12 protein-coding genes, 1 tRNA gene and 1 pseudogene are annotated in these 16397 nt (G+C 73.8%); 5 read left to right on the forward strand and 9 right to left on the reverse strand.

Annotated elements, in window-relative coordinates:
* Nucleotides 1–87: 87 nt before the first annotated feature.
* Nucleotides 88–3096, reverse strand: a complete 3009-nt coding sequence (locus ABD335_RS07530; protein WP_344321316.1) for a polysaccharide lyase family 8 super-sandwich domain-containing protein — start codon at nucleotides 3094–3096, stop codon at nucleotides 88–90.
* Nucleotides 3097–3500: 404 nt separating this feature from the next.
* On the opposite strand from ABD335_RS07530, the gene ABD335_RS07535 reads away from it, so the two are divergent.
* Nucleotides 3501–4109: a M23 family metallopeptidase gene (locus ABD335_RS07535; protein ID WP_344321317.1), complete on the forward strand. Its 609-nt coding sequence runs from the start codon at nucleotides 3501–3503 to the stop codon at nucleotides 4107–4109.
* A gap of 129 nt (nucleotides 4110–4238) precedes the next feature.
* Here the strand turns inward: ABD335_RS07535 and ABD335_RS07540 are convergent.
* The 4 genes from ABD335_RS07540 to ABD335_RS07555 all read right to left on the reverse strand — a co-directional run bounded on the left by ABD335_RS07540 (nucleotide 4239) and on the right by ABD335_RS07555 (nucleotide 7032).
* Nucleotides 4239–4311, reverse strand: a tRNA-His gene (locus tag ABD335_RS07540).
* A 102-nt stretch (nucleotides 4312–4413) separates the two neighbouring features.
* Nucleotides 4414–5019 carry an oligoribonuclease gene (gene orn, locus ABD335_RS07545; protein WP_344321318.1) on the reverse strand — a complete coding sequence of 202 codons (606 nt, stop codon included), beginning with the start codon at nucleotides 5017–5019 and terminating at the stop codon, nucleotides 4414–4416.
* A 10-nt stretch (nucleotides 5020–5029) separates the two neighbouring features.
* Nucleotides 5030–6295: a helix-turn-helix domain-containing protein gene (locus ABD335_RS07550; RefSeq protein ID WP_344321319.1), complete on the reverse strand. Its 1266-nt coding sequence runs from the start codon at nucleotides 6293–6295 to the stop codon at nucleotides 5030–5032.
* 389 nt (nucleotides 6296–6684) lie between these two features.
* The gene (locus tag ABD335_RS07555; RefSeq protein ID WP_344321320.1) at nucleotides 6685–7032 is read right to left on the reverse strand and encodes a hypothetical protein; all 348 of its coding nucleotides are present in this window, start codon (nucleotides 7030–7032) and stop codon (nucleotides 6685–6687) included.
* A gap of 356 nt (nucleotides 7033–7388) precedes the next feature.
* Here ABD335_RS07555 and ABD335_RS07560 point away from each other — a divergent pair, with 356 nt between their 5' ends.
* Nucleotides 7389–7910 (forward strand): universal stress protein, encoded by a 522-nt coding sequence (locus tag ABD335_RS07560; RefSeq protein WP_344321321.1) that lies wholly within the window; start codon nucleotides 7389–7391, stop codon nucleotides 7908–7910.
* Nucleotides 7911–8262: 352 nt separating this feature from the next.
* Here the strand turns inward: ABD335_RS07560 and glmS are convergent, their stop codons facing one another.
* Nucleotides 8263–10089, reverse strand: coding sequence for a glutamine--fructose-6-phosphate transaminase (isomerizing) (glmS, locus tag ABD335_RS07565; RefSeq protein WP_344321323.1), 1827 nt, complete (start codon nucleotides 10087–10089; stop codon nucleotides 8263–8265).
* 149 nt (nucleotides 10090–10238) lie between these two features.
* Complete coding sequence (locus tag ABD335_RS07570; RefSeq protein WP_344321324.1) at nucleotides 10239–10514, reverse strand: hypothetical protein; 276 nt, start codon at nucleotides 10512–10514, stop codon at nucleotides 10239–10241.
* Between the two features lie 196 nt (nucleotides 10515–10710).
* Between ABD335_RS07570 and ABD335_RS07575 the strand changes: the two genes are divergently transcribed.
* Nucleotides 10711–12297, forward strand: coding sequence for a beta-N-acetylhexosaminidase (locus tag ABD335_RS07575; RefSeq protein ID WP_344321325.1), 1587 nt, complete (start codon nucleotides 10711–10713; stop codon nucleotides 12295–12297).
* Nucleotides 12298–12378: 81 nt separating this feature from the next.
* Here ABD335_RS07575 and ABD335_RS07580 read toward each other — a convergent pair whose 3' ends face one another.
* Nucleotides 12379–13305 carry a DUF4429 domain-containing protein gene (locus tag ABD335_RS07580; RefSeq protein ID WP_344321326.1) on the reverse strand — a complete coding sequence of 309 codons (927 nt, stop codon included), beginning with the start codon at nucleotides 13303–13305 and terminating at the stop codon, nucleotides 12379–12381.
* Between the two features lie 243 nt (nucleotides 13306–13548).
* Between ABD335_RS07580 and ABD335_RS07585 the strand changes: the two genes are divergently transcribed.
* Together ABD335_RS07585 and ABD335_RS07590 are read left to right on the forward strand one after the other, a co-directional pair.
* Nucleotides 13549–14175 carry a hypothetical protein gene (locus ABD335_RS07585; protein ID WP_344321327.1) on the forward strand — a complete coding sequence of 209 codons (627 nt, stop codon included), beginning with the start codon at nucleotides 13549–13551 and terminating at the stop codon, nucleotides 14173–14175.
* Nucleotides 14169–15131: a hypothetical protein gene (locus ABD335_RS07590; protein ID WP_344321328.1), complete on the forward strand. Its 963-nt coding sequence runs from the start codon at nucleotides 14169–14171 to the stop codon at nucleotides 15129–15131. The genes ABD335_RS07585 and ABD335_RS07590 overlap by 7 nt, the downstream gene beginning before the upstream one ends.
* A 628-nt stretch (nucleotides 15132–15759) precedes the next feature.
* Here the strand turns inward: ABD335_RS07590 and ABD335_RS07595 are convergent.
* Nucleotides 15760–16344: pseudogene (locus tag ABD335_RS07595) on the reverse strand (N-acetylmuramoyl-L-alanine amidase); the annotation flags it as partial.
* Nucleotides 16345–16397: the final 53 nt, after the last annotated feature.

Here is a 16397-nt window from a genome sequence, read left to right on the forward strand (position 1 = left end):
CCGAAGGGGGCACGAGCCGGCCCCCCGGTCCGGTCTGAGTCGACGGCGGCCGCACCGGGGGGCCTTCCAACGGGACAACTCCGTCCACTAGCCGGTGACGAGCTGAAGCAGCGGTCCGTCCTCCCCCGCCTCTCTGCTGCTCAGCCGCACCTGATGGCCGCGGCCGTCCTGCGCCAGCACCAGGGTCGTCTCCCCGGTGACCGTGCGCCGGACGGCCGCGGTCACGTCCAGGCCCGTCCAGTCGTCGTAGGTCGTCGCCGGCCCCTCGCCGAGGGCGGGGCCCGGCGCGGGGGCGTCGGCCCAGGTGACGCCCGTCTCGCTCCAGTCGCTCCCGGCCGGGCCGTGGGCGCGCAGGGACGTGAAGAGCATGTCGTCCTCGCGGGTGCCCGGGTCGTTCGGGACGTGCCCGCGCACCCAGAGCACCGCGCGCCGCACCGTTCCGGCGGCCACGCCGCGCGGCAGCCGGAACCGCAGGTACGCCCGCCGCTCGTCGTCGGCGTCCGCGCCCGTGTGCACGGTCAGCACCGGCGAGGCGCCGTCGTTCTCCCCGGAGTGCCGGCCGCCGCGCACGGTCGCGTCCGCCACGGGCTCCAGCAGCAGCGCCTCCCGGCGCGGCGCCGCGTGCCCGGGGCCCGGCGCCAGGACCGCCGTCAGCGTCGCGCCGTGCCGTCCGCCGGTCTCCGCGAGCAGACGGACGCCGTCCGGCCCCGCGGAGAGCACGGTGAGCCCCTCGTCGCTCTCCCGCACCACCCGCCGGCCCGCCGCCCGCTCCCGGTCCAGGGCCAGCCGCACCACGGGGGACGAGCGGGACGGGTCGCTCACGGCGATCCGCAGCGCCTCCCGCTCGGCCAGGACCAGCACCGCGCACGGCCCGTCGGCGGTGATCCCGGCGGCGGAGCCCGCGGCGAAGAAGTTCACGGCGGTCAGCCGCGCCCCGCGCGGGACGCCCGGCGCCCCCGGCACCGTGCGGAAGGCGTGCGCGTCCTCGCCCAGCGCGACGATCTCCACGCCCGGACGGGCGGCGCGGGCGGCCGTGGCGGCGCGCGAGGCGCCCGGCAGCAGCAGATGGGCGTGGGCCGCGTCCACCGGGTCGGTGCCGTGGTCGTGCCAGAGCGTCAGATGGCGGCGGGTGACGGGCGCGGTGGGGCCGTTCGCGTTCAGGTCCCGCCAGGTGCCGGTGCGGTCCTCGCGCCGGCTCGACAGCTCGCGCGGCCCCACCACGCCCCGGGGGAGGTCCGGGAAGACGTGTCCGCCGGTCCCCTCCAGGTGCGCCCAGCGGGGCCGGGGGTGGCGCAGGGTCTCGCCGAGCGCCTCGGGCACCTCCGCGCCGTCCACGGTGAGCCGGGCCCGTCGCGGAGCGTCCGGCGCGTGCAGGTTCCGGCCGTCCACCACCGTCTCGATCCGGCGTCCGCCGCGGGCGGTGACGCCGGAGGAGACGGTCAGCACGGCGTCCTCCAGGAACAGCCAGGACCTGCGTGCCCGCAGCGGCGAGTCGATGCCGCGGAAGTCCATCCCGGCCAGCCCGAGCCCGTTCCCCACCGCCGGCAGCCCCACCGCGCCCGACCAGCGGGTGCCCGACAGCGGCACGTGGTCGTTGTCGCCGCCCGCCCCGACCGGCAGCGGGGTGGTGTCCACGGTGATGCCGGGCAGACGCTTGGGGTCGACGGTGGGCCAGTACTCGTCGGTGTACTGGAAGAGGTCGTCGTCCAGGTGGAGCTGGAACATCCCGTCGCCGGTGTGCCAGCCCCGGGCGTTCTCCCCGTTCATGTACTCGTAGCGGGCCACCCGATCGGAGTTGAGCGACAGGGAGTACGTCCACCCCGGGCGGCGGTGGACGATCCGCTCCATGTCGGGGAAGGCGAAGTGCCCCACCGGCTCGTCCGCCTCCGGCACGTCCGGGTCGGCCAGGACGCCCGCCACGGCGGCGATCTGCGCGGGCCGCCGCTCGGCGAGGGGGCGGTGGGTGTTGCGCCGCAGCCACCTCTTGGCCAGCGACCTCAGCCGCAGCGCGGCGGCGGCCTCCTCGGGCGGCAGCGCGGCGGCCAGGCCCACCGCGTCCACGGTGAGCAGGAAACCGTCGTCCGCGTCCCGCGCGTGGGAGCGCGAGATCGCCCGGCCGCGCACGGAGTCGAGCATCAGCCCGCCGTGCACCAGCGGCACGAAGGTCCGCTCCATCGCGTGCGCGGTGTGCTCGCGCTCGGCGGCCCCGACGTCCCACTCGGTGCCGCCCAGCAGCCGCATCAGCTCGGTCATGCCCCGCACCAGCACCTCGCCGTAGGTGCCGGGGTAGGCGACGCAGGTGTGCATGACGAACGAACCGTCGGGGTGGAAGCCGTCGCCGATCGGCACCGGGTCGAGGACCCCGGCGAGGGAGGAGGAGGCGAGCGCCAGTCTTCCCGGGTCCGCGCCGAGCGCGCCGCGGACGGCCGTGATCCGGCACAGGTCGACCCGGTTGGCGCCGGTGGAGACGAGGGTGTCGCGCAGCATCCGCTTCGGGTCGGGCACGAAGTGGTCGATCGCGGCGAGCAGCCCGGCGAGGGTGTCGGCCCCGACCGCGTCGCCCAGCAGGACGCAGGCGTCGCCCACGGCCCCCGGCGTGCCGATCTCCCAGTCCCACCAGTTGCCGTACTGCGCCCGCCCCGCGCGGTAGACGGACGCGTGGAGGACGCGCAGCCCCTCGGCGGCCCGCGCGGCGGCCGTGGCGTCGCCGTACAGCCGGCTCGCGGGGGTCGCGCAGCCCAGGGCGATGGACCGCAGCCTGTCGGCCACCGCGGTCACGTTCGACGACGGGCCCGCGCCCTCGCCGAGCGGCAGGTCGTCCCAGGGGGTGGTGCGGCCGGGGCCCGTCCGCAGCGACTCCAGGTGCCGCAGGGCGCCGCGGTCCTGCGCCGCGACGGCGGCGACGTGGTCGGCGTGGCTCGGGTCCCCCGCCGGGACCTCGCCCCCGATCAGCGTCTCGCGCCGGCGCCGCAGCAGCTCGGCGAACACCTCGTCAGAAGCCGTGTCCCCCTCCTTCCGCGCGCCGCTCGCCGCCCGCGCCGCCGCCGGTCCGGCCGACAGCCCGCCGACGGCCAGCGAGATCCCGAATCCGACCACAACCCTCCTGCGGGGTCCGCCCGTTGGTCCCGCGTCCGCCATGGCTCCTCCTCGCGTCACCGGCGCCGTCGCCGCCGCCGTCCCGTTCGCGCTCCGTCGTCGTCCCGGTGCGGAAAGTACCGGCGGATTCCGGGGGTGACCATGCGTCGGACGGACGGCCGCGGGTGCCGGCGCCGGCGCCCGCGGCCCCCGCGGGGGTGGTTTAGTCCATTCACCTGTACGGGGATTGTCACGCGGTTTCGCGCGGGGAACGGCAAACACGCGCCCCGGCACGCGGGTTCGCACCCCCGGGGCCGGGAGGCGCTACGCCGTTCGGCGGCCCGGGCGGCGGTCGCGAAGATGCGAGAACGCGTGGGCTGACGTGTCCTCACATCTATGGCACCGCCGAATGGGAGGTCGGACCGATGGCTACGCAAGGTGGACGGCAGGGACGTCGACAGCCACGTCAGCAGTGGACGCCGAACCGGCGCGGGCTGGTCCTGCGCGGGGCGGCGCTGACGGCGCTGGGGATCGCGCCGTTCCTGGGAGCGGGGCGGGGCACGGGGGCCGGGGCGGGCGGCGACGCCGTGCCCGTGGCGCACTCGGGGAGGAGCGCGGTCGCCGGGCTCTGGGCCCGCCCGGTGGCGGGGGACTTCCGGGTCACGGCGGCCTACGGCGTCCCCGGGAACTGGCAGGCGGGCCACCACACGGGCATCGACTTCGCGATGCCCGTCGGGACCCCCGTCTACTCGATCGGCTCCGGTTCCGTGGTGCTCGCGGACTGGTCCGGCGCCTACGGGAAGGCGGTGACGATCCGGATGGACGACGGCCACTACAGCCTCTTCGCCCACCTGTCGGAGATCTCCGTCCGCTCCGGGGAGCGGGTGAAGGCGCGCACCCGGGTGGGCGCCTCGGGGGCCACGGGCCGGGTCACCGGCCCGCACCTGCACTTCGAGGTGCGCACCGAGCGCACGTACGGCTCGGACGTCGATCCCGTGGCCTACCTCGCCCGGCGGGGCGTGGAACTGGCGTGAGCCGGCCGTGACAGACGACACGCGGGACGGCACGGGGGAGAGGCCAGGAGGGGGAACGGGGGAGGGAGCAGGGAGCGGCACACGGAACGAGGGCCCGGTCCGCGTTCCGGACCGGGCCCTCGGCACCAGGGTGAGTAACGGGACTCGAACCCGCGACATCCTGGACCACAACCAGGTGCTCTACCAGCTGAGCTATACCCACCGCGACCGGAGCTCTTCCGCACCGGCCAAGAAGAGTGTACAGGGTCGTCGGCGGTGCCCGTGCACACTTGTCCCGGCGTGGGCCCGTCGGCCGCCCGGTGGGCTACCGGGCGGCCGGGATCACGTGCCGGGCGGCGATCCTGCGGGCCGTCTCCGAGTCCGGGCCCGGTGGCGGCACGAAGACCGCCTCGCGGTAGTAGCGCAGTTCCGCGATGGACTCCCGGATGTCGGCCAGCGCCCGGTGGTTGCCGCTCTTCTCCGGGCTGTTGAAGTACGCCTTCGGATACCAGCGCCGCGCCAGCTCCTTGATCGAGGAGACGTCGACGATCCGGTAGTGGAGGTACCGCTCCAACGTGGGCATGTCGCGCATCAGGAAGCCGCGGTCGGTCCCGACCGAGTTCCCGCACAGTGGGGCCCGGCCGGGCTCCGGCACGTACTTCCCGATGTACTCCAGGACCCGCCGTTCGGCGTCCTCCAGGGTGGTGCCCCCCTCCAACTCGTCGAGCAGCCCGGAGGCGGTGTGCATCTCGCGGACGACGTCGGGCATGGTCTCCAGCGCCTCGGCGGGCGGACGGATCACGATGTCCACCCCGTCACCGAGCACGTTCAGCTCCGAGTCGGTGACCAGGGCGGCCACCTCGATGAGAGCGTCCTGGGACAGCGAGAGCCCGGTCATCTCGCAGTCGATCCACACCAAACGATCGTTCATGTGTCCAAGCCTACGGGGCCCTGCCGGGCTTGTGGCCCCGCTGGGACGGCAGCCGGGGAGTGTAGGTGTCCGAGTTCGGTTTGCCTCGTTCGCTCCGTTTGCCCCTCCCCGTCCGATCGGACTGTTCGACCCGTTCCCCGCGCTCGCCCCGCTCGTTCCGCGTGGCGTGGACCGCTCCGGGCCCGGTGGACTCGGCCGCCGCGGTCCGCTCCGTGCGGGCCTCCGGCACGCGCTCCTCGTTCGAACCGCCGCCATCGGCCCTGGTGCGGGCCCGGTAGGCCGCCCGGTACGCGGCCGGGGAGGCGCCGAGCTGCCGCCTGAAGTGGCCGCGGAGGGCGACCGGTGAGCGGAAGCCGCAGCGTCCGGCGACCTCGTCGACCGAGTAGTCGGAGGTCTCCAGCAGTCGCTGCGCCTGGAGCACCCGCTGGGTGATCAGCCACTGCAACGGCGCGCTGCCGGTCAGCGAACGGAACCGCCGGTCGAAGGTCCGGCGGCTCATGTAGGCGCGCGCGGCGAGCGTCTCCACGTCGAACTGCTCGTGGAGGTGTTCCAGGGCCCAGGCGACGACCTCGGCGAGCGGGTCGGTGCCGATCTCCTCTGGTAAAGACCTGTCGATGTAGCGCTCCTGACCGCCGTTGCCGCGCCGGGGCGGTACGACGAGGCGGCGGGCCAGGGCTCCCGCCGCCTCGGCGCCGTGGTCGGTGCGCACCACGTGCAGACACAGGTCGATGCCGGCCGCCGTTCCGGCCGACGTGAGGATGTCGCCGTCGTCCACGAACAGCTCGCGCGGGTCCACGTGGACCGCCGGATAGCGTTTGGCCAGCGTCGGCGCGTACATCCAGTGGGTCGTCGCGGGCCGACCGTCCAGCAGTCCGGCCGCGGCCAGCACGAACGCGCCCGTGCACAGGCCGATGATCCGCGCCCCCTCCTCGTGCGCGCGGCGCAGGGCGTCGAGCGCGGCGGAGGGCGGTGGTTGGGTGATGGACCGCCAGGCGGGCACGACGATCGTGCCGGCCCGGGACAGCGCCTCCAATCCGTACGGGGCGGTCAGTTCCAGGCCGCCGGTGGTGCGCAGAGGTCCCTCTTCGCCCGCGCACACCAACAGGCGGTAGCGGGGGACGCCGGCGTCCTGCCGGTCGACGCCGAAGACGGACAGTGGGATGGAGCTCTCGAAGATCGGGCCGCCGCTGAAGAGCAGTACGGCGACGATCTCGCGGCGGCGACGCGCGGACAGCTTGCGCGCCGGCGCAGGGCCGTGCGTTGGGTCCTGGCTCATGGAACTAAGCCCCCCTCGGTCGTCGCGTCCTTCCGGTCCTGCACGTTTCCCCCGCCGTAGTCAGCCAAGATCGAATCTACTGTGTTCGACGAGGCTGGTGGGACTAGTTCACCACTCGACGCTATGTCGACAAGACAACTTGGCGTGAAGCATTCGATCACGAAGCGTTCCATTCGTCGCCGCCCCCGGGAAGGACGCCTCGCCCCCGTCGTCGTCCGTCCACAGGGTGCACATGTTCCCCTCGGTCCTCGGCCGCCCTGACGGGCGGTATTCGGATTCGCCTCTGGCAAGTTGTGTACCACGGCTGGAAGTTGGCCGAAAAGCACAGGGGCCCGGAACGAGAGGACCGGGATCTTGTGGAAGCGCGCGTTCCGCGCGGGGCGAGCGCCCTACCGCTGCCGGCGTCCGCCCCTGTGCGCCCCCGTGCCGGTGCGGCCGTGGCGGCCCCGGTGCGGGCCGGCCTGGTCGCCGGTCGACCGGGCGGCGGCGCGCTCGCAGTGCCGCAGCAGGACGCGGCAGGCGGCGGTCACGAGGGCGAGCCCGACGGCCACGGCCACCGCGCCGACCGGAGAGGAACCGCAGGCGAGCAGCGTGAGGGGGACCAGGGCGCAGCCGAAGGCCGCCCAGCGGACGACCTCGCCGACCCCGTCGACCGGACGCGTCCGGGGAGCGGCCGGACGGCGGCGGGCGCGGGCGTTCTTCCGCGCGGACCGGGGGGTGGGCAGGAGGCCGGACATGCCCTGCCTAACGCCGGGCCGGCGCCCCGGTCACCGACGGGGAAACCGTTCCGGCCGCTCCACGCGCCTCCCGGCGGCCGGGCCGCGCCCCGCGCCGCTTTCCGCCCGGCGGGCCCCGGATGGGCGGCGAGAGGCCGTGGGAGCGTTCTCAGGGGCGCTCCGGGGGCCGGGAGGGGTACGCGGGATGGACCGGGCATTGCGCAACGCTTTCGGCTCCGGCATGCTGCACCGAGCCGACAGTGACCGCGGCCTCCGGGCAAGAGGCTGGGCAAGAGGGGAGTGCCGACGTACCCTCGGGGGTATGGGCCGAGGAACATGGTTCCCGCCCGTATTCCAAGGCGCACGTGAAGTTACCCATGGCTGGACACGAGATCCCCGACCCCGCGGACCGCAAGCGGGTCGCCGATCCGACGGCGACGCCCCAGGCGGCGGACGAAGCGCGCCACTCCTGCGATCCGGCGTTCCAGCACGGGGTCGTGGTGGGATTCGACGGCTCCACGTCGAGCGAGCGCGCCCTGGCCTACGCCGTCGGCATGGCCCGGCGCTCCGACTCCGGTCTGATCATCGTCCACGTGGCCAACAGGCTGCCGACGACCGTGTGGGCCGGCTGCGAGCCGCCGGTCTTCGTGGACGTCCCCGACCACCGCACCGAGGTGCTCGGCCTGGAGCTGGCCTGCGCGGACTACCTCTCCGACGTGCCCTGGATCCTCGTCGAGCGCGGCGGGGACATCTGCCACGAGTTGGAGGAGGTCGGCCGCGAGTACGAGGCCGACGCCATCGTCGTCGGCTCCACGCACGGCCTCGTCGGCCGGATCTTCGGCTCGGTCGCGGGCCGTCTCGCCCGCCGCGCGCAGCGCCCCGTCATCGTCATCCCCTGAGCGGCCGCCCTCGCCCTCCGGGCGCCCCGCGCCGTCCGCGCCGCACCCCGCCCGCGCCGTCCGCCCGAGCCGTGCCCGGATCGTTCGCGACCCCGCCCTGGAACGTCCCGCCCGACGGCGCCCTCGGCCCCAACTCGCCCCGGAGAAGCGGGAAATCGACAAATCTACCGGCGCGTAGAGGTGCATCGTGCGCTTGTGACGGGCATATACGGGGCAGCGTGCCGCCGCGCGGGAGGTGACGGTCCCGTGGGGCGGCCCACCCGCCGGCGCGATGGGCGACGCCGGCGAGAGGGAGGCGGTCCCCTCGTGCGTTTGGTGGCACGGACGAGGGGGCCGCCCGCACGTTCCCGGCCTACTCCACCGTCACCGACTTCGCCAGGTTCCGCGGCCTGTCGATGTCCCGGCCCAGGACCAGGGCCGTGTGGTAGGCCAGCAGCTGGAGCGGGACGCTCATCAGGATCGGGTCCAGCTCGACCTCGTTGCGCGGCACGACGATCGTGTGGTCGGCCTTCTCCTGCTCGGCGTGCGCGACGGCCAGGATGCGACCGCCGCGGGCCCGGATCTCCTCCAGCGTGGCGCGGTTCTTCTCCAGCAGCTCGTCCTCCGGCAGGACCGCCACGGTCGGCACCGCGGGCTCGATCAGGGCGAGGGGACCGTGCTTGAGCTCGGAGGCCGGATACGCCTCGGCGTGGATGTAGGAGACCTCCTTCAGCTTCAGGGCCGCCTCGCGCGCCACCGGGTAGCCGCGCACCCGGCCGACGAACATCATCGACGTCGCGTCCGCGTACTCGGCGGCCAGCTTCGCGATCGCCTCCTCCTGCCCCAGGATCTCGGCGATCTGCCCCGGCAGCCTCCGCAGGCCCTCGATGATCCGCCGGCCGTCCGCCACCGACAGGTCCCGGACGCGGCCGAGGTGGAGGGCGAGCAGCGCGAAGGCCACGGCGGTGTTGGTGAAGCACTTGGTGGACACCACGCACACCTCCGGACCGGCGTGGACGTACACCCCGCCGTCGGTCTCGCGGGCGATGGCGGAGCCGACGACGTTCACCACGCCCAGCACCCGGGCGCCCTTGCGCTTGAGCTCCTGGACGGCGGCGAGCGTGTCGTACGTCTCGCCGGACTGGCTGACCGCGATGTAGAGCGTGTCGGGGTCCACCACCGGGTTGCGGTAGCGGAACTCGCTGGCGGGCTCGGCGTCGGCCGGGACGCGGGCCAGCTCCTCGATCAGCTGCGCGCCGATCATCCCCGCGTGGTACGCCGAGCCGCAGCCGAGGATCTTCACCCGGCGCACCCCGCGCGCCTCGCGGGCGTCCATGTTGAGGCCGCCGAGGCGGACGGTGGCGAAGCGGTCGTCGATCCGGCCGCGCAGCACCCGGTCCACGGACTCGACCTGCTCGGTGATCTCCTTGTGCATGTAGGTGTCGTGGCCGCCCATGTCGTACGACTCGGCCTCCCACTCCACCGTCGTCGGGGTGGCGGAGGTGCGGCTGCCCTCGGTGGTGTAGGTGCGGTAGTCGTCGGCCGTGAGGGTGGCCATCTCGCCGTCGCCGAGGGTGATCACCTGGCGGGTGTGGGAGACCAGCGCGGCCACGTCGGAGGCGAAGAACATCTCGTGCTCGCCGATGCCGAGCACCACCGGCGAGCCGTTGCGGGCCACCACGATGCGGTCGGGGAAGTCGGCGTGGAGGACGGCGACGCCGTAGGTGCCCTCGATGTGGGCCAGCGCCTCGCGGACCCGCTCCTCCAGCGTCGGGGCCTGCGAGCGGCCGATCAGGTGGGCCAGCACCTCGGTGTCGGTCTCGGAGGCGAACTCCACGCCCTCGGCGGCCAGCTTCGCGCGCAGCTCGCCGGCGTTGTCGAAGATGCCGTTGTGGACGACCGCGACCCGTCCGCTCGCGTCCTGGTGCGGGTGGGCGTTCTCGTCGCTCGGGACGCCGTGGGTGGCCCAGCGGGTGTGGGCGATGCCGGTGGTGCCCGTGAAGCGCTCGGGAACGCGGTCGCGCAGGTCGCGGACGCGGCCCTTGGCCTTCACCGTCCGCAGTCCCCCCGCCCGTCCGGGGCCGGTGCCCAGGATGGCGACTCCGACGGAGTCGTAGCCCCGGTACTCCAGGCGCTGGAGGCCCTCCAGCAGGAGGGGGGTGACGTCGCGTTTCCCGATGTATCCCACGATTCCGCACATACGGGGTCCTCCGGTTCTGTCGTTCTGTCGCTGGTCGCTGTGTGACTGCCTCCGCGTGGGCGCCGCTGTACGGCGCCGCTGGGTGACGGACGCCGCGCGGCGGCCTCCGCGTGGCCTCCGCCGTGCCGTCCTCCGCTCCGTCCCGCGGCTCAGCCGTAGACGATGCGGCGCAGCTGCCGCAGGGAGAGGTCGGGCGGTGCCACCGCGCGGTGCGGCAGCTCGGCCGCGATCCGCTCGAAGATCTCCGGGTTCGTCAGCCCCCGGGACTGCAACTCGCGGTGGCGTCGGCGCACGAACTCCTCGACCGTCTCGTCGAAGTACGCCAGGACGTCGAGGACCACGCGGACCGCCTCGCCCCGCTGGAGCGGCGTGGAGCGGACGAGGTGGTCGATGAGGTCTTCGTGGGGTGCGAGGCGTTCGAGCACCCGTTGATACTGCGGTCCCGGAGATCCTTTCGCAAGAAATCTGCCCGATATCGGGCAGGGTCGAGGCGAAAGGGTGGCGAGGTTGATCGGAAAGTGGTCTATACCTTGACCGGCGGCGGGACGCGCGATACCCATGTCACCGAACGGTCGCTCCACGTACACGCCCTGCTCCCGCTCCGGCCCGAAGGGACCGCCCGTGAGACGACTCCGCCTCCCGATCCTGCTGCTCTGCGCCGCCCTCCTCGCCACCGTCCCGCAGGGGACCGCGACGGCCGGCGAGCCCGCCGCACCGGCCGCCGCCGGCCCCCGACCGCTGGACGAGGTGATCCCCGCCCCCACGTCCGTACGGCCGGGCGGGGCCCCGTACACGATCGGCGAGCGGACCGTCATCCGGGTGCCCGCCGGCTCCGCCGAGGCGCGCCGGGTCGGCTCGTACCTGGCCGAACTGCTGCGCCCCTCCACCGGCCACCCGCTGCCGGTGACCACCCGACCCGGCCCCGACGGCATCCGGCTCGGCCTCGGCGGGCCGAGGGAACTGGGGGAGGAGGGCTACCGGTTGGACGTCTCGCCGCGCTCGGTGGAGATCCGCGCCCGCACGGCGTCCGGCCTCTTCCACGGCGTGCAGACGCTGCGGCAACTGCTGCCCGCGAAGGTCGAGGCGCGCCGGAAGCAGTCCGGTCCCTGGCGGGTGGCCGGCGGCACCGTCACGGACGTCCCGCGCTACGCGTACCGCAGCGCGATGCTCGACGTGGCCCGGCACTTCTTCACGGTCGAGCAGGTCAAGCGCTACATCGACCAGCTCGCCCTCTACAAGATCAACACCCTCCACCTCCACCTCACCGACGACCAGGGCTGGCGCATCGCCATCGACTCCTGGCCGCGCCTGGCCACCCACGGCGGCAGCACCGAGGTCGGCGGCGGCCCCGGCGGCCACTACACCAAGGACGACTACCGCGAGATCGTCCGCCACGCCGCCGCCCGGCACATGACCGTCGTGCCCGAGATCGACATGCCCGGCCACACCAACGCGGCCCTCGCCTCCTACGCGGAGCTCAACTGCGACGGCGTCGCGCCCCCGCTCTACACCGGCATCGAGGTCGGCTTCAGCTCCCTGTGCGTACCGCTGGAGACCACCTACGACTTCGTGGACGACGTGGTCCGCGAGATCGCCGAGCTGACCCCGGGGCGGTACCTCCACATCGGCGGCGACGAGGCGCACCGGACCAGCGAGGAGGACTACGCCCGCTTCATGGAACGCGCGCAGCGCATCGTGGCGAAGTACGGCAAGACCGTCGTCGGCTGGCACCAGCTCACCGGCGCCGAGCCCGCCGAGGGCGCGGTCGCGCAGTACTGGGGGACCACCGGCACGGACGAGGAGGTCGCGAAGGCGGCACGGAACGGCACCCGGCTGATCCTCTCCCCGGCCAACCGCTCGTACCTGGACATGAAGTACGACCCGAACACGCCGCTGGGGCTGAGCTGGGCGGGCCACGTCGAGGTGCGGCAGTCCTACGACTGGGACCCGGGCGCCTACCTCGAGGGCGTGCCGGAGGACGCGGTGCTCGGCGTGGAGGCGCCGCTGTGGACGGAGACCCTCGAGAACAGCGACCACATCGAGTTCATGGCCTTCCCCCGGCTGCCGGGCATCGCCGAACTCGGCTGGTCGCAGGCGTCCGCCCACGACTGGGAGGACTACCGCACCCGGCTGGCCGCGCAGGGACCGCGCTGGGAGCTGATGGGCATCGACTACTGGCGCTCGCCGCAGGTCCCCTGGACGGACTGACCCGGACGCCGGTGGGACGGCGCGCCGCGCGCCGTCCCACCGGCCTCCGCCGTTCCTCCCCGCCGTCCTTCCGGCCCGCCGTCAGAACCGGCGCAGCACCGCCTGCTTGGCCGCGGCGAACTCCTCGTCGGTGAGGACCCCGTCCCGGTGCAGCTCGCCCAACTCGCGCAGCCGCCGCAGCAGGACGTCGTGGTCCGCGTCCGAGGCGGCCGGGGCCTCCGCCGTGCCCGTGGTGAGCGCGGGCGGGGCGCCCTCGCCGGCCGGCAGGCCCTCGGCGGCCCCGGAGGCGGCCGAGGCGGCCGAGGGGTGCGGCAGACGGGCGGTGACGGCGGCGGCCACCAGCACCGAGCTGACGTCCTTCGCCTGCCGCACCCCCCACAGCACCAGGCAGTTGGGATCGTGGTCGGGCTTGAGGACGTGGTGCGCCCCCTTGGGGCGGAACCGCAGGTAGCCGTTCTCCAGGCCGACCGCCGGGGACCACTCCACGCCCTCCAGCTCGTGCAGCGCGAACGTGCGGGGGCCGCCGGAGGTCTTGCTGCTCTCGGCCACCCAGTTCCAGTCGAGCTGGACGCGCTCCCCGTCGAAGGACGCCGTGCCGTCGGTGCCCTGCACCGACAGCGGCACCGACGGACCGGGCAGCAGGTAGCGGTCGCAGGACTCCTCGGTGGGTATTCGCTCCAGCAGCAGGGCGTTGCGGACCTCGTCCACGAAGTACTCGGCGACCCCCGAGCGGTCCGGCTCCACCTCCAGGCGGTACGGGTCGGCCGCGTCGGGCAGCCGCCCGCCCGCGGCCTGGATGAGCGGATCGGCCCCGTGCCGCAGCCGCAACCGCAGCCACCCGCTCTTGCGCCCCGGCTCGTACGAGATCCCGGCCACCGCCGTCAGCGGAACCGCCAACTCGCCGAGCAGCCGCCGCAGCTTGTGCACGCTCTTGTGGTGTCCGGGCACGATGCGCACGGTGTCGCCGTCGAACGTCCAGGTCCCCGACCGCTGGAGAATCTCCGCCATGGGCCGATTCTCTCAGCCCGCGGACCCGGGCAACTCACGGATGAGGGCGGCGAGTCGGGCAGGGGGACCGGGCGCGCGGGGCGTGTCGACGGGGCGTCCGTCCGCCGTCCTCGTCGGGAGACCGCGCACTCGTGTACGGAGGCGTCCCGGTGTGACCGGCGTCACGTGCGTCGCGCCTGCGCGCACACGTGTTCGACTGAAAGAGTGGCGCGGTACGACCATCGACTCGAAGGGGGACCACCTGTGTTATCCGCACGTGCCGCGGCCGTCGCCGCCGTTGCCGGCGCCGTCGTGTTGACCGCGCCCACCACCGCCTTCGCGGACCCCGACCCCGTTCCGGTGTCGGAAGAGGTGCAGTACCAGCGCGACAGGGCCGACGGAAAGCTCGACCCCGAACACCTGCGCCACAAGGCGGAGAAGGACGCGCGGGAGGCCGCGCTGGGGCTCGACACCCGGCCCGGCGCATCGATCGAGACCGAGCCCGTCGTCATCGACGGCACCACCTACTACGCGCCGTCCGGGACGCTCACCACGCGCGCGGCCGACGCGAACAACCTGTGTGCCTACGGCTGGCACTGCCTGTACTACAACTCCGGGCACGTGGGGGCGAACTTCCACCGTCAGGACACGTCGTCGACGATCCGGGACTACGCCGGATACACGTTCCCGCCGGGGCTTCCGGGCGGCGGGCAGCCGGTGAAGAACAACGCGGCGTCCGTGGGGAACGCCTCCGGCCACTACACGTTCGGCGTCTTCTACAACAGCGACTGGAAGGGCGACCGGGCCTGGTACGCCCCCGGCGACCACCGCAACCTCCCCGACTACCTGAAGAACGAGAACGCGTCGGGGAAGTCGTTCAAATCGTGGTGATCGGCGCCTGTGCGCGTGCGGCCGTGGCGGTGGCGGTGGTCGCCGCCGCCACGGCCTGCGCCGCCGTCGAATCCGGTGGTCCGACGCGGTCCTCGCCCTCGGCCCGCCCCTCCGCCGCGCAGCCCGCCGCCGAGTCGACGGGGCCGTCCGTGCCGCGCGGCCTGACGCTGCCCCTGGAGGGCCACTTCCCGACGGACTGGGACGTCCAGGACGACGACCGGGCCCGCACCATCCTCCTCGGCCGGTGCCTGAAGCGCTTCGGGATCACGCCACGCGACCGGGGCGCCGGGAGGACCGACCGCCATGTCGGACCCCGCACCCTGGTCCAGGTCCGGTACGGCACCCGGGACACGGCGTGGGCGAGCGAGTACGGGTACTGGTTCCCGGGACAGGACCGCGGGCGTCCCGCGCCGCCCGGGGCGCCCTCCCCGGAGGAGGCCGAGGTGGCGACGGGTGCGGTGAAGACCCACAAGGGCAGGAAGGTCCCCGAGGGCGGCTGCATCGGCGAGGTCGTGCGAACCCTCGACGGACCCGACGCCACGCCCGCCACGTACGCGGACGCGCTGGCGGAGGGGAACGAACTGAACACGGCCTCGTTCCGGTCCACCCGCGCGGAGCCGGCGGTCCGGAGGGCGGAGCGGGCGTGGTCGGAGTGCATGAGGAGGCACGGCCACCGCCTCCCCGCCGACATCTTCTCCGCCTCCGCGGAGGTCCTGGGGGACGGCGGCGGTCCGGAGACCAGGCCGAAGCCGCCCCCGCGCGGGGACGAGGTGAGGATCGCCGTCGCCGACGCCGAGTGCATCGGCGAGTCGCGGGTGGACGTGGTCTGGAACAGGGCCGAGGTCGCCTACCAGCGGACGAGGATGGCCGAGGACCCCGCGACGTGGACCCGTGTGCGCGAGGTGCTCGACAGGCACTTCGCGAACGTTCGGCTCGTGCTGGACGGCCGGAAGTAGAGCGTCGAGCGCCGTGCGAGCGCTCGGCCGCCACGGCGTGCGGAGCCCCTGCCGGGGGACGAGGACCCCGCACGCGCGACGCCGGCCCGGCCCCGGCCGGCGCCGGCCNCCCGCGGCCGGCGCCGGCCGCGGGGGCCCGGCCGTCCGCCGGGCGGTCGGACGGCGCGGGCCGGGAATCCCGCCCTCCGGGCGGGGCGGCGCCTCAGGTCCAGTACAGGCCGCGCAGGCGGGACGTGGTGATGGTGGCCGGCCCGTCGTCGGACGGGTCGGCCGGGTAGTAGGCGGCCTCGAACCGCAGCTTCTCGTTCTTCGCGATGCTGCCGGAGTGGTGGAAGTCGGCGTACGTGGAGCCCGAGGTGCCGATGCGCTCGATGATGCCGGACTCCCAGCGGGTGCCGTCCGGCCGCAGGTGGTAGAAGCGGCCCTGGATCGTGGAGCCCGCCGGGATCGTGGCGGTGAGGTGGGCCATCACCTGGTAGCGCGTCGCGCCGGTCACGATGTCCACGCCCTGGATGTCGAGGGTCGTCCACGTCCGGGGGGCCAACCGGATGTCGCCGGTCCGGTACTCGCCGATCACGTTCGGCACGTCGTCTTCCTCCTCGTTCCGGTTCCAGCCGGGTGCGTGGGACAGGCGCTCGCGTATGCGGGAGCGCATCGTGTTCATGGAGAAGCCGCGGGGGTCGATCTTGCCGGGCTGCCACTCCAGGTGGCCGATCACCGACTTCTCGTTCCAGCCGTGGTGGCGGCACAGGGCCGCGGCGGCGCGTTCGATCGCGTCCAGTTGGACGGCCGGCCAGGGGTCCTTGCCGTCGCCGAGGTTCTCGCACTCGAAGCCGTAGAAGTGGCGGTTGCCGTCGGTGTTGGCCTCGTTGTCCGCCGGCAGGGAGCGCTCGTCGATCACCGCGCGGAGCACGTCGTCGTCCCCCATGCCGGCGTGGTTGGCGCGACCGTGACCCACCAGGTGCACCCGGCCGTCCTTGGTGATCACGCCGTGGCACAGCGGGCCGGGCAGGCTGCTGTGGCCGTTCCGGCAGATCTCGACCGTCCGCGCCGATCCGGAGGTGACGGTGTGATGGATCATCACGCCGTGCACCGGCCCCCAGGGCCCCTTGTGGTTGCGGTTGTGCGTCCGCCATCCGCCGACCTCGACGACCCTGAGCCCCTCCTTCTTCAGCGCGGTGACGAGCGCGCTCGCGCCAATGGGAGTAGCCATACGTGTTCTCCCGGTCACTTTGGGTAGAGGTATGTGTTTTCTCTCTTACCCAT

The organism is Streptomyces macrosporus, from assembly GCF_039533145.1.
GTDB classification, from domain to species: domain Bacteria; phylum Actinomycetota; class Actinomycetes; order Streptomycetales; family Streptomycetaceae; genus Streptomyces; species Streptomyces macrosporus.

What these genes read in the sequence shown, in the direction of transcription:
- orn (WP_344321318.1), bottom strand. Translation starts at nt 5,019, where the DNA reads ATGAACGATCGTTTGGTGTGGATCGACTGCGAGATGACCGGGCTCTCG.
- ABD335_RS07555 (WP_344321320.1), bottom strand. Translation starts at nt 7,032, where the DNA reads ATGTCCGGCCTCCTGCCCACCCCCCGGTCCGCGCGGAAGAACGCCCGC.
- ABD335_RS07535 (WP_344321317.1), top strand. Translation starts at nt 3,501, where the DNA reads ATGGCTACGCAAGGTGGACGGCAGGGACGTCGACAGCCACGTCAGCAG.
- ABD335_RS07580 (WP_344321326.1), bottom strand. Translation starts at nt 13,305, where the DNA reads ATGGCGGAGATTCTCCAGCGGTCGGGGACCTGGACGTTCGACGGCGAC.
- ABD335_RS07550 (WP_344321319.1), bottom strand. Translation starts at nt 6,295, where the DNA reads ATGAGCCAGGACCCAACGCACGGCCCTGCGCCGGCGCGCAAGCTGTCC.
- ABD335_RS07560 (WP_344321321.1), top strand. Translation starts at nt 7,389, where the DNA reads ATGGCTGGACACGAGATCCCCGACCCCGCGGACCGCAAGCGGGTCGCC.
- glmS (WP_344321323.1), bottom strand. Translation starts at nt 10,089, where the DNA reads ATGTGCGGAATCGTGGGATACATCGGGAAACGCGACGTCACCCCCCTC.